This window comes from Limnohabitans sp. (assembly GCF_031538885.1).
Lineage (GTDB): Bacteria > Pseudomonadota > Gammaproteobacteria > Burkholderiales > Burkholderiaceae_C > Limnohabitans.
Map to the genome: position 1 here is coordinate 1 of NZ_JAVKLW010000054.1, position 11,978 is coordinate 11,978.

An 11,978-nucleotide genomic window follows, 5' to 3' on the forward strand; every position below is an offset into this window, starting at 1 on the left:
AAAAAAGACGCCAAGCTTGCCAATAACTGGAAGACCAAAACCGCTGAGCAAATGACCGATGCTGAAATCATCGCGATGCCTGACAGCGAGTACATGAATGACCTGCAAATGGCATTTTTCCGCCACAAGCTCGTGCAATTGAAAACCGAAGTGTTGAGCAACGCCAGTGAAACCACCGAGCATCTGCGCGAAGACACGGTGGTGGTGCCTGACCCCGCTGACCGTGCCACGATTGAAGAAGAACATGCTTTGGAGTTGCGCACACGTGACCGTGAGCGCAAGTTGCTTAAAAAAATCGAGCAGTCCATCCAACGCATTGACAGCGGCGACTACGGCTATTGCGACGAAACGGGTGAAGCCATTGGTGTGGGGCGTTTGTTGGCCCGTCCAACGGCCAGTTTGTCGCTAGAGGCTCAAGAGCGTCGCGAAATCAAGCAGCGCATGTTTGGGGATTGATCGGCGTCCCTGATGCTTGTTGGCGCGCCACATAAGCCGCGCCATAAAAAAACCCGCAGTGCGAAAAACGCCTGCGGGTTTTTAAATGTTGGTGGTGATAGGTGGATTTGAACCACCGACATCAGCATTATGAATGCTGCGCTCTAACCAACTGAGCTATATCACCAAAATCTGGTGAAAGATTGTAAACCATTTTTTCAGCCGCTGAGCTGCCCATAAGCGCCTGCACTCACTCGTCCAGCGCAGCGAGCACGCCAAAGCTGCGCTGCGCGTAGGCCAAGCCATGACCTGTGCGCACACCGAAGTCGACGACTTCACCGATCAAGATGTCATGGTCACCGGCCGACACGATGTGGGCGACCCGGCAGTCAAACCAAGCGATCACACCGTCTAAGCGTGGGTGGTGGTTGATGCCACGGACCACGTTGTGTCCGGCAAAGCGTTCTTCGTGTGTGCCCTGTGCAAATTTGAGCGCCAAGTCTTTTTGTTGCGCTCCTAAAACATTCACCATATAGCCCCCTGCCTTCACAAAGGCCTCATGGCTATGAGATGTTTTGCGCACACTCCACAACACCATGGCAGGGTCCAGTGAGACCGTGTTGAAGGAGTTGCAAGTCATGCCCCAGTCTTGGCCTTGGGTGTGCGCTGTGACCACAGTCACGCCAGTGGTAAAGCAGCTCATGGCATCTTTGATGGTCACGCCGTTCTTTCGAGATGTTTTTATAAAAACGCAAGCGCGTCTTGTGCGGCCACGCGGCCTTCGTCTGTGGGAACAGCCCACACATCAATGGCGCTATTGTCGGCGTGAATCAGACATCCATCGCACTCATAAAAATTCCTCAAAACCGCCAACGGGCTCAAAACGACCTGCCATGAAGCGTAAACGTGTCGGACCACGCATGGCACGTTGCGAGACCGAGTGACGCGGGTCCCCCGGGTAGCACACCATGCGCACGCCTTCGTCATCAAACGACTCGGGGAAAATCAACACTGGCGTGTGCTGCTTGGCGTATCTCAACACATCGTGCGTACAACGATGTGGCAACAAAGACACCAAAGTCATGATTTGTGGTGGTGCCAGCGGCATATCTCGCGCCCAATACCGATTCAGCGCCTCACGCGGACTCAGCCACACACTGTCCGTCGCTTCGATGTTGTCGTGCATGGGGTGCTGCCCTTCGGGTAACACCGCTATAAAAAATCGGGTGTCAAACCGCTTGTTGGTCACCGAAGGCTGTAAGGGCGTGATCCAACGTGACCAAGGGGCGAGGTGTTGCGTGTCCAAACACAAACCTGCTTCTTGCAACACATCGCGCAAGGTGTGACCCGCATGCAATTGCTGTTGCCAACGCTGGCGTTGTTGTGTGGCATGCGCCAAGACGCGGCTATCTTGCCATCGCGCGTACAACACACCGCACTCTTCCAGCACTTCGCGCACAGCGGCGACATACAAACCAGCGGCGCTAGCGTGGGGTAAATCCGGCTCACCCAAGGCCTGGTGCAGCGCCTGCGGAGAAGCGTCTAAAAAGGCATGCAAATCAGGTGCGCAATCCGCTTCATCCAATTTACCGCCCGGAAAAACATAAGCGCCACCCAAGACCGCCGAGGCCATATGGCGGCGCAGCAAAAAAACTTGAAGACTTTTTTGAGGCGCGTCACGTAACAACACCACCGTGGCTGAGGCTCGCGGTGGTGTTGTGATGACCTCGCTGTTAAGTTGCATCAACCGCAGCGATCAATGCGTGGCTCATTTGGCAGGGTAAGCCAAGTCAACGCCTCGCTCGTCGGCGTTACCTTCGGCACGAAGTTTTAACGCGCTGTCGGCGGCTAAGTACTTACCTTGACGATCAACCACCGCAGGTTGACTGCTTTTAATGTCAAACTTATCGAAATCAGAGTAAACACTGCGCTTTTTGGACATGAGAACTTTTAGTTTTAAAAATCAACTTATGAAGTTTAGCGGATGGCACTCTCGCGTGATGTCTTACTACTTGTGGCACAGTGTGGGCTATGAGTTCACACATGATTTATCCCACGATTGAAGACGCGATAGGCAAAACGCCGTTGGTCGCCTTGCAACGCATTGGTGCAGAAGACAACGCCCAGCGTGGCAATGTGATTTTGGGAAAGTTGGAAGGTAATAACCCCGCTGGCTCTGTGAAAGACCGCCCCGCCTTGTCCATGATTCAGCGTGCGCAAGAGCGCGGCGACATCCAACCCGGCGACACTTTGATTGAGGCCACCTCTGGCAACACAGGCATTGCGCTGGCGATGGCTGCCGCAATCAAGGGCTACCGCATGGTGCTCATCATGCCGGAGGACTTGTCGATTGAACGCGCACAAACTATGAAAGCCTTTGGTGCCGAGTTGATCTTGACACCCAAGAGCGGTGGCATGGAATACGCCCGTGACTTGGCCGAACGCATGGCCTCAGAAGGAAAAGGCCGTGTGCTTGACCAATTTGCCAACGAAGACAACCCCCGCATCCATTACGAAACCACCGGCCCAGAGTTATGGAGCGACACCCACGGACGCATCACCCATTTTGTGAGCGCCATGGGTACCACAGGCACCATCACGGGTGTGTCGCGTTACTTGAAAGAGAAGAATCCAACCATTCGCATCATCGGTGCGCAGCCCGCTGAGGGATCGCGCATCCCTGGCATTCGCAAATGGCCGCAAGCGTACTTACCCAAAATTTACGATGCCACCAACGTGGACGAATTGGTTTGCGTCAGCCAAGACGATGCCGAAGACATGTGCCGCCGCTTGGCGCGTGAAGAAGGTATCTTTGCTGGCATCTCTGCTGCGGGGGCGTGCTGGGTTGCGTTGCAAATCGCACAACAAGTGCAGAACGCAACGATTGCCTTCATCGTGTGCGATCGTGGTGATCGCTATCTCTCTACAGGTGTATTTCCCGTATGAACATCGATGTAGAACTAGACACGCGCGGCTTGAATTGCCCGTTGCCTATTTTGAAAGCCAAGAAAGCACTGAGTGCGATGACGAGTGGTCAAGTGCTCAAAGTGGTGTCCACCGACACGGGCTCAACGCGTGACTTTGCGGCGTTTGCCAAACAAACAGGCCATGAATTGTTGTCGCAAGCTACCGAGGGCAGCGACTTCATCCACATCCTCAAGCGACGTTGAGGTGCTTGAGGTAGTCGCGGAACTCTTCGCCGACTTCTGGATGTTGAAGAGCTAGTTCGACGCTGGCTTGCAAGAAGCCCACCTTGCTGCCACAGTCGTAACGCTTGCCCTCATACGAATAAGCCAATACTTTCTCAGTCGCTAGCAAGCCCGCAATGCCATCGGTGAGTTGAATCTCGCCTTGCACACCGCGTCCGCCTGCACGTATGCGCTCGAACACCGCAGGGGTCAAGATATAGCGACCCGCCACGGTGGTGCGTGAGGGGGCGACTTCTTCTTTGGGTTTTTCGACCATCTGCTGGATATCGACCAAGCGGTTGCCCATGTCTGTGCCTGCCACCACACCATAGCGATGCACCTGTGCCAGCGGCACCTCTTGCACCGCCAATACCGAGCATTGGGTGCGTGCAAACACCGCCACCATTTGCTTGAGCACGCCGGGGCCGCCGGCTTTGCCACGCATCAAATCATCCGCCAGCAACACCGCGAAGGGCTCGTTGCCTACCAAATGCTCTGCGCACAACACGGCATGACCCAAACCCAATGCCCGGGGTTGGCGCACATACACGCATTGCATGTCGTCGGGTTGCACGCTGCGTACGATGTCGAGCAGGGCTTGCTTGCCCGCCGCTTCGAGTTCAGTTTCTAACTCGTACGCCATGTCAAAGTGGTCTTCAATGGCGCGTTTGCTGCGGCCCGTCACAAAAATCATTTCACGAATACCCGCCTCATACGCCTCTTCCACTGCATATTGGATGAGGGGCTTGTCCACCACCGTCAGCATTTCTTTGGGACTGGCCTTGGTCGCAGGTAAGAAACGTGTGCCCATGCCTGCAACGGGGAAGACGGCTTTGGTGAGGAGATGAGTCATGCTTTCAATCGTGATGCTTTTGCGAAGTCTAACGAGGCTTTATTGCCCCAGTTTGATAAGTTGCGCGCGCACTTTCGTTAAAGTGGCGGTGAATTCGTCCACGCGTTTCTTGGCTTCTTCAATCACCGCAGGCGGCGCTTTAGCCACGAAGGCTTCGTTCTTGAGTTTGGCACCTGCTTTGTCGATTTCGTTTTGCAAACGTTCCACTTCTTTGCCTAAGCGGTTCTTCTCGGCGGCCACATCCACTTCGATGAACAAGCAAACGCGCAACTCGCCAATCACGGCCACAGGTGCAGCTTGCGCGGCCGCATACCATGCTGCTTCGTCGTCAAACACTTTGACCTCGCTGAGTTTGGCCAGGGCTTGCAACACAGGTGCCACGCCTTGCATGAACGCCATTTCTTCGGCGTTACCGGCCAGTGCAAACAAAGGCATGCGCGTGGCAGGTGATACACCCATTTCACCGCGCAAGTTGCGACACGCATCCACCAAGGACTTCACACGTGCCACATAGGCTTCGGCGTGTTCGTCCATGCGCTCAGGTTGACTCACAGGGTAGGCGGCAATGCTGATGGACGCCGCTTTGTCGTCGGCCTTGATGCGACCCGCCACCACGGCCACGGTTTGCCACAACTCTTCGGTGATGAACGGCGTGATGGGATGGGCCAAACGCAAAATGGTTTCGAGTGTGCGGATCAAGGTGCGGCGCGTCGCCCTTTGGGCGGCTTGTCCTTCCTCGCGGTTTTGTGCGGCGGCACCTTGTTGAATTTGTACCTTGGCGATTTCCAAATACCAATCGCAGAACTCGTTCCACACGAAGTCATAAATCGTGTGGGCCACGTTATCCAAGCGGTACTCGGCAAAGCCTTTGGCCACCTCGGCTTCCACGCGTTGCAGCTTAGAAACAATCCAACGGTCCGCTTGGCTAAAGCTCAGGTAGCCATGTGCGGGGCCGCCTACTGCATATTCTTCTTGTGCGTGTTCTTTCAGGCCGCAGTCTTGGCCTTCGCAGTTCATTAGCACAAAGCGTGACGCGTTCCACACTTTGTTACAGAAGTTGCGGTAGCCCTCGCAGCGCTTGCTGTCGAAGTTGATGCTGCGTCCCAAGGAGGCGAGTGCTGCAAAAGTGAAGCGCAGCGCGTCCGCACCGTAGGCGGGAATGCCTTCTGGAAACTCTTTTTCGGTTTGCTTGCGCACCTTCGGCGCAGTCTCGGGTTTGCGCAAACCTTGGGTGCGTTTGTCAAGCAAGGGCTCGAGCGTGATGCCGTCGATCAAGTCCACAGGGTCTAACACATTGCCTTCCGACTTGCTCATCTTCTTGCCTTGGGCGTCAAGCACCAAGCCGTGGATGTAGACATGCTTGAAGGGCACTTTGCCTGTGAAGTGGGTGGTCATCATGATCATGCGGGCGACCCAGAAGAAGATGATGTCGTAGCCGGTGACCAGCACGCTGGATGGCAAGTACAAGTCGTAATCGGTGAGTTGGCTCTCACTGGCTCCGAGGCCATGAGTACCGGAGACGGTCTTGCTCCTCTTCGCTTCGCTCAGAATGTCGCTGCGACTGTCCCCAGCCCCATCGCCCACGCCCTCGGAGCCAGCGGCCCAGCCTAGCGTTGAGAAAGGCACTAGCGCCGACGAGTACCACGTATCCAACACATCTTCGTCGCGGCGAAGATTAGAAGCAATCAATGCATCAAGTTTTTCTCGACGAGCGTGCTGAAGAGTAGCCATTTCTTGTGTGTTGACACCTTGTACTTGAAACTTAAGCAAGTCACGCTCTAGATGCATCCGTTCTCTGAGCCATACGTCTTTCTTCGCTTCGAATTTTTTTTGCGCCTCCGCTTCATCACGTGCCACATACACATTGCCATCTTCGTCATACCAAGCAGGAATTTGGTGGCCCCACCAGAGTTGGCGCGAGATGCACCAGTCTTGGATGTTGTTCATCCACTGGTTGTAGGTGTTGATCCAGTTCTCGGGCACGAACTTGACCTCGCCAGACTGCACGGCATCAATCGCTTTTTGCGCGATGCTTTTGCCTGTGGGGTCGCCTTTGCCGACTTGGTTCATCGCGATGAACCACTGGTCGGTGAGCATGGGTTCGACCACTTGGCCTGTGCGGGCACACATGGGCAGCATCAGTTTGTGAGGCTTGATCTCTTGCAAAAAGCCTTCTGCCTCCAAATCGGCCAGCAAGACTTTGCGCGCGACAAAGCGGTCCATCCCTTGGTAGGCAGCGGGGCCGTTGTGGTTCACCTTGGCGTCAAGGGTGAAGATGGTGATCAGCGGCAAGCCATGTCGCTGGGCGCAGGCATAGTCGTTGAAGTCGTGCGCCCCCGTGATCTTGACGCAACCCGAGCCAAACTCGCGGTCTACAAAGTCGTCGGCAATGATGGGAATTTGGCGGTTGCACAAGGGCAGATCGACCATTTGGTCAATCAGGTGGCGGTAGCGCTCGTCTTCGGGGTGAACGGCCAGCGCACCGTCGGCCATCATGGTCTCGGGGCGGGTGGTGGCAATCACCATGCCGCGCTGCATGACACCGTCTATGGCTTGTGGGCCTTGGGCAAACGGGTACACGATGTAGTGCATGTGACCGTTCGATTCCACACTCTCCACCTCAAGGTCAGACACCGCGCTCATCAGCACCGGGTCCCAATTGACCAAGCGTTTGCCACGGTAGATCAGGCCTTGCTCGTACAACTGCACAAAGGTTTCGGTCACGGTCTTGGACAGCTTGGGATCCATCGTGAAGTATTCGCGGCTCCAGTCCACGCTGTCACCTATGCGGCGCATCTGGGTGGTGATGGTGTTGCCCGATTCTTCTTTCCATTCCCAGACCTTGCTCACAAAGTTCTTGCGTGCTTCGGCGGGGGTGGGGCCCATGTCGTGGCGGCTGATGCCTTGGGCTTGCAGCTGGCGCTCCACCACAATTTGCGTGGCAATGCCCGCGTGGTCGGTGCCGGGAATCCACGCGGTGTTGAAGCCCGACATGCGGTGGTAACGCGTCAAGCTGTCCATGATGGTTTGGTTGAACGCATGGCCCATGTGCAGCGTGCCCGTCACATTGGGGGGCGGCAGTTGGATGGCGAATGCGGGGGCGTCAGCCGCTGGCATGCCTGTGCCACGAAAGCCCGCCACGCCATAGCCGCGTTTTTCCCACTCGGTGCCCCAATGGGCCTCTAAGGCGGCGGGCTCGAACGATTTGGACAGACGCTCAAGGCCGGGTTGTTCGATGGGGGTGGCGGGCGTATTGCTCATGGGGTGGGTGCTTGACAAAAGAAAAACGGCAAGCATCACGCTGCCGTTGGGCCACAGGGCTAAAGAGCCCATTTTACCTAGGGGATGAAGGCAGACTCCGCGCTTTATGTGAGCCCCGATAATTCAGGCTTGTCTGTGATGCCTTGTGGATGCCTTATGTTGTTCTTGCTTTCCCCTGCCAAAGCCCTTGACTACGACACCCCTGCGGGTGACGTGCCGCACACGAAACCCTTGTTTGTCAAGCAAGCAAGTGAGCTGATTGGCATCCTTCGACAAAAAACTCCACAAGACATCGCCAGTTTGATGTACTTGAGTGATGCGCTGTCCGCCCTCAACGTGGCGCGTTACCAAGCTTGGGCGCCGAAGTTCACCGCCAAAAATGCCAAGCAGGCGGTGCTGGCCTTCAATGGCGATGTGTACGAAGGCTTGGATGCCAAAAGCTTGAAACCCAAAGATTTGGCGTGGGCGCAAGACCATGTGGCGATTTTGAGTGGCTTGTATGGCGTGTTGCGTCCTCTTGATTGGATGCAACCTTATCGCCTCGAAATGGGCACTTCGCTGGCCAATCCTCAAGGAAATAACCTCTACAAATTTTGGAGCACGCAGATTGTCGACTACTTGAACGCGCGTTTGCAAGACGAACGTGAACCCATCATCGTCAACCTCGCCTCGCAAGAGTATTTCAAGTCCGTAGACCGCAAAGCTTTGAAGGCCCGCGTGATGGAGTGCGTGTTTGAAGACTACAAGGGCGGCAAATACAAAATCATCAGCTTCAACGCCAAGCGTGCGCGTGGCTTGATGGCTCGTTACGCCGTGACCCATCAAGTCAAAACGCCCAAGGGTTTGGAAGGCTTTCATTCAGAAGGCTATGCGTTTGACGCCGCCGCTTCCGAGCCCGATCGCAAAGTGTTTCGCCGTCGATTGGACTGATGCACATGAATACACCTGAACACTCCCAGCTTGGCAAAGCGTCGGCCTATGTCGACCAGTACGACGCGTCCTTGTTGTTTCCAATTCCACGTCAAACCAAACGCGACGAGATTGGCGTTCCTGCACAGCCCCCGTTTTTTGGCGCTGATTTGTGGACTGCATATGAACTAAGCTGGCTCAACACACGCGGCAAACCGCAGGTGGCCTTGGCACGCATCATCGTGCCGGCTGAGTCCACGCACATCATTGAGAGCAAGTCTTTCAAGCTGTACTTGAACAGTTTCAACAACACACGTTTGGACGACACCGCCGAGTTGCAAGCCCGCTTGCGCCAAGACCTGAGCCCTGCCATTTGGCATGGCCAGCCCGTCAAAGCCAGCGTGGGCGTGCAATTGGTGTTGCCCGACAACTTTGACCGAGAGCCCGTGCATGAACTGGACGGGTTGAGCCTGGACCGCTTGGACTTGGACTGCGACCAGTACCACCCCAACCCCGAGTTGTTGAGTGCCGCCTTCAACGAAGCCCCTACCACCGAAACCTTGACCAGTAATTTGCTCAAAAGCAATTGCTTGGTCACAGGCCAGCCCGACTGGGGCAGTGTGCGCATCCGCTACACCGGCCCACAAATTGACCAAGCGGGCTTGTTGCGCTACATCGTGAGTTTCAGAAACCACAACGAATTTCACGAGCAGTGCGTGGAACGTATCTTCATGGACATCACGCGTCGCTGCCAACCTTTGCGCCTAGAGGTGTATGCGCGTTACACGCGCCGAGGTGGGCTAGACATCAACCCGTGGCGCACCAGTCACCCGCAAGCCATGCCGTCCAACGTGCGCACGGCGCGGCAGTAAAACTAGGGTTCCCCCCCCCCGTATGTATTTCCGCTGATGCAAACTTCTTCGCTCGACTGACATTCCGTGAGTCTGTGATTTTTAAAATTTTCGGTTTCAATTGTCCTCCAAGGAATACATCATGAAATTAAACAAAAAACAAACGCGATCGGCTGTTGCCGCGTTGTCGATTTCAGCTGCGTTGATGACTGCGTGTGGTGGTGGCGGTGGTGGGGGCGCAGCTTCTTCAACGCTAGGCGAAGGAGTTGCCCTCGCAGGGACCGTTGCCACGGGCAGAGCTTATCCAGAAGGAACGCAAATCACCGTGACCGACGCCGACGGGCAAACCGTTGGCACGGGTGCTGTCACAGGCTCTGAAGGAGCCTATAGCCTCACCCTGACAACCGCCAGCCCTAAGTTGCCACTCATCATCACAGCCACCTCCGACGATGAAGAAACGATGGTGGGTTTAGCCACCAGTGTGGGGGCTACTGCGACGGCCAACGTCACACCCATCACCCATTTGATTGCCAGTACGCTCTCGCCTACGGGTGACCCATTAGATTTGGCGAAAGGTCAAACCAGTCTCGTGACCGACGCCAACGTCACCAGCGCCGTGTCTGCTGCGGTGGCCAACATTGCCAGCGTGACTGGAGCCACTGAAGCGGGCAGCAGCAACCCTTTGACTACTCCGTTTAAAGCCGATGGTACGAAGCAAGACAGCACGTTAGAGAACGTCAAAATCAGCATCCGTCCACAAGGTGATGGCACGGCGCAAGTGCAAATCTATACCCCTGCTGCAACCAATAGCGCTGCATCAGGTGGCAGCGATAACCCTGTGACGTTCAGCACCTCGAAAGGGGCGGTCACCAGCCTTGCCACCGTCGGCAAATTGCCCGCCGTCACAAATTTGACGGACAACGGAGCCATTGTGCAAGTGCAAGCTTTGATGAAGCGCATGACAGACTGTTATGGCTTGCCTAAAGAAAGCCGCAGCACGTCAGGCGCATTGAGTACGGCGTGCAAGGGTATTTTCTGGAACAACGATCCCAGCACGTATAAAAGCAACAGCTACACAGTAAGCAGTGCCACCAGTGGCAAGGCGTCAGCTTGGCAAAGCATGTTCAACAATGCAAGCACCACCAAGGTGGCTTACGAGCAGCCAAAAATTTTATTCATCAGCAAGCAAACCATTGATGGCGCGGAAGTTAAGTTGCCTGTGGTGCAGGTGAAATGGACGGCGTCTTTCCCATGCAGCACTGGTTCGACGGAGGTCTGCCAAAACACGGCGATTGACAAATATGTGCTGCGTGCCGATAGCACGGGCAAGCTGTACCAATGGGGAAATCAGTCGAGCTACGACATCAGCATTGACCCCCGTGTTGAATTGCGTGACTTTCCTAACTACAAAGATAGCAATGGCAACGCCTACAGTTACTACAACGCTGGTTACAACATGTATGTCGAAGCTGCAAGTGCTATTGGCCGAGTGGTCGTGACAACGCCAAGTAAAAAAGCTATCACGCTCAAACCTATTCCAGGTGGCGGATACAGCTATCTAGGTGTGGTCAAGGGAAATCCAAGCACAGCAACGGCGGTGTGTACCAATAGCAAGCATGTGGACTGCATCAGCACCACTTCGGTGATGAGATTTGCGGCAACCTATGACAACGCCGCGGTGACGAGCAGTAGCGGTGCTGATATGTGGGCATCGACCAATCATCCGCGTGACATTGATCGAACGTTGGCATGGACTGCCAACTTTGATGCCAGCGGGACTGCGACAGGTTGGAAAAATTGGACAGACACAGAGTTGGCAAGCATTCCTGAACAAGGCCTTTGGACGTTTGATATCTACGACACAAGCGACGCCAAAGTTGCTACCGAAACTCGCCGCACCAGCAGCCGCATTCCCACTATGGCACAAGCTAAAAACATGGTTTGGCCGCGTTTGAGTGATGGCTTGCGTGCGATGTTGATCTCTAAGTCAAGTGCGACAGGTGGCTTTACCGTATCCATTCAGCAGCCCTTGTACATCACAGCCGACATGACATCCACAGGGGGTGCAGGGTGGGTTGTGCCAACAGGTGCTTGGGCGCCGCTTAGCGTGAAAATTTATGGAAATTATTACTACGACCAAGCCAACAACCCCAACAATAAACGAGGGTTTGACGATAGGGCCGATGTGCGTAGCTCGCACCGTAAAACAACCATTTACTGTTCGGGGGAGCAATGCGCGAGCTCATCCACCAGCTACCGCCCTTATTCTGTGGGTGCCACGACCAATTACGATGGTTTTGGACAATTGCAACTCAATGGACAAGATGTTTATCGTGTTCAAACTTGGCGGATTCAAGGACGAAGTGCAACACGCTTTAACGAGGCATGGAATACCTCGTGAGGTGTCTTGAATCCTAGTCGCTTTCTGGGGCGGTGATTCAATCGGTTTTCAATCATAGTCAATTCCTCATCCGTCACGGT

Annotated in this window: 11 protein-coding genes, 1 tRNA gene and 1 pseudogene; 6 read left to right on the forward strand and 7 right to left on the reverse strand. The window is 55.0% G+C overall.

Annotated features, from left to right (window positions below; all coding sequences use genetic code 11):
* The coding region (dksA, locus tag RMS03_RS03995) for an RNA polymerase-binding protein DksA (RefSeq protein WP_310625816.1) at positions 1-456 on the forward strand (456 nt) is incomplete at its 5' end.
* Positions 457-545: 89 nt separating this feature from the next.
* On the opposite strand, the gene RMS03_RS04000 is transcribed toward dksA, so the two are convergent.
* The 4 genes from RMS03_RS04000 to RMS03_RS04015 all read right to left on the reverse strand — a co-directional run bounded on the left by RMS03_RS04000 (position 546) and on the right by RMS03_RS04015 (position 2,377).
* Positions 546-622 (reverse strand) — tRNA-Met (locus RMS03_RS04000).
* A gap of 63 nt (positions 623-685) precedes the next feature.
* Entirely contained in the window at positions 686-1,156 is a 471-nt protein-coding gene (locus RMS03_RS04005; protein WP_310625817.1) for a flavin reductase family protein, read from the reverse strand.
* A gap of 126 nt (positions 1,157-1,282) precedes the next feature.
* On the reverse strand, positions 1,283-2,179 hold the full coding sequence (locus RMS03_RS04010) for an NUDIX hydrolase (RefSeq protein ID WP_310625818.1): 897 nt from the start codon (positions 2,177-2,179) through the stop codon (positions 1,283-1,285).
* Between the two features lie 24 nt (positions 2,180-2,203).
* Positions 2,204-2,377 (reverse strand): hypothetical protein, encoded by a 174-nt coding sequence (locus tag RMS03_RS04015; protein WP_310625819.1) that lies wholly within the window; start codon positions 2,375-2,377, stop codon positions 2,204-2,206.
* 101 nt (positions 2,378-2,478) lie between these two features.
* Between RMS03_RS04015 and cysM the strand changes: the two genes are divergently transcribed.
* Together cysM and RMS03_RS04025 are read left to right on the forward strand one after the other, a co-directional pair.
* Entirely contained in the window at positions 2,479-3,381 is a 903-nt protein-coding gene (cysM, locus tag RMS03_RS04020) for a cysteine synthase CysM (RefSeq protein WP_310625820.1), read from the forward strand.
* On the forward strand, positions 3,378-3,605 hold the full coding sequence (locus tag RMS03_RS04025; RefSeq protein ID WP_310625821.1) for a sulfurtransferase TusA family protein: 228 nt from the start codon (positions 3,378-3,380) through the stop codon (positions 3,603-3,605). The genes cysM and RMS03_RS04025 overlap by 4 nt, the downstream gene beginning before the upstream one ends.
* On the opposite strand, the gene galU is transcribed toward RMS03_RS04025, so the two are convergent.
* Both galU and RMS03_RS04035 read right to left on the reverse strand, forming a co-directional pair.
* Positions 3,592-4,476 carry a UTP--glucose-1-phosphate uridylyltransferase GalU gene (gene galU / locus RMS03_RS04030; RefSeq protein WP_310625822.1) on the reverse strand — a complete coding sequence of 295 codons (885 nt, stop codon included), beginning with the start codon at positions 4,474-4,476 and terminating at the stop codon, positions 3,592-3,594. The two genes, RMS03_RS04025 and galU, sit on opposite strands and share 14 nt — an antisense overlap.
* A gap of 39 nt (positions 4,477-4,515) precedes the next feature.
* Complete coding sequence (locus RMS03_RS04035; RefSeq protein WP_310625823.1) at positions 4,516-7,737, reverse strand: valine--tRNA ligase; 3,222 nt, start codon at positions 7,735-7,737, stop codon at positions 4,516-4,518.
* A gap of 156 nt (positions 7,738-7,893) precedes the next feature.
* Between RMS03_RS04035 and yaaA the strand changes: the two genes are divergently transcribed.
* The 3 genes from yaaA to RMS03_RS04050 all read left to right on the forward strand — a co-directional run bounded on the left by yaaA (position 7,894) and on the right by RMS03_RS04050 (position 11,898).
* Positions 7,894-8,667, forward strand: coding sequence for a peroxide stress protein YaaA (gene yaaA, locus RMS03_RS04040; RefSeq protein ID WP_310625824.1), 774 nt, complete (start codon positions 7,894-7,896; stop codon positions 8,665-8,667).
* 5 nt (positions 8,668-8,672) lie between these two features.
* Positions 8,673-9,518: an NADPH-dependent 7-cyano-7-deazaguanine reductase QueF gene (gene queF, locus RMS03_RS04045; RefSeq protein WP_310625825.1), complete on the forward strand. Its 846-nt coding sequence runs from the start codon at positions 8,673-8,675 to the stop codon at positions 9,516-9,518.
* Positions 9,519-9,639: 121 nt separating this feature from the next.
* Entirely contained in the window at positions 9,640-11,898 is a 2,259-nt protein-coding gene (locus RMS03_RS04050) for a hypothetical protein (RefSeq protein WP_310625826.1), read from the forward strand.
* Here the strand turns inward: RMS03_RS04050 and RMS03_RS04055 are convergent.
* Positions 11,850-11,978, reverse strand: a pseudogene (locus RMS03_RS04055) (IS30 family transposase); the annotation flags it as partial. The gene RMS03_RS04050 and the pseudogene RMS03_RS04055 sit on opposite strands and share 49 nt — an antisense overlap.

Bases quoted from the DNA above. Each gene is read 5' to 3' on its own strand.
- RMS03_RS04025 (WP_310625821.1), top strand. From the start codon at position 3,378: ATGAACATCGATGTAGAACTAGACACGCGCGGCTTGAATTGCCCGTTG.
- RMS03_RS04050 (WP_310625826.1), top strand. From the start codon at position 9,640: ATGAAATTAAACAAAAAACAAACGCGATCGGCTGTTGCCGCGTTGTCG.
- yaaA (WP_310625824.1), top strand. From the start codon at position 7,894: ATGTTGTTCTTGCTTTCCCCTGCCAAAGCCCTTGACTACGACACCCCT.
- queF (WP_310625825.1), top strand. From the start codon at position 8,673: ATGAATACACCTGAACACTCCCAGCTTGGCAAAGCGTCGGCCTATGTC.
- galU (WP_310625822.1), bottom strand. From the start codon at position 4,476: ATGACTCATCTCCTCACCAAAGCCGTCTTCCCCGTTGCAGGCATGGGC.
- RMS03_RS04015 (WP_310625819.1), bottom strand. From the start codon at position 2,377: ATGTCCAAAAAGCGCAGTGTTTACTCTGATTTCGATAAGTTTGACATT.
- RMS03_RS04010 (WP_310625818.1), bottom strand. From the start codon at position 2,179: ATGCAACTTAACAGCGAGGTCATCACAACACCACCGCGAGCCTCAGCC.
- RMS03_RS04035 (WP_310625823.1), bottom strand. From the start codon at position 7,737: ATGAGCAATACGCCCGCCACCCCCATCGAACAACCCGGCCTTGAGCGT.
- cysM (WP_310625820.1), top strand. From the start codon at position 2,479: ATGATTTATCCCACGATTGAAGACGCGATAGGCAAAACGCCGTTGGTC.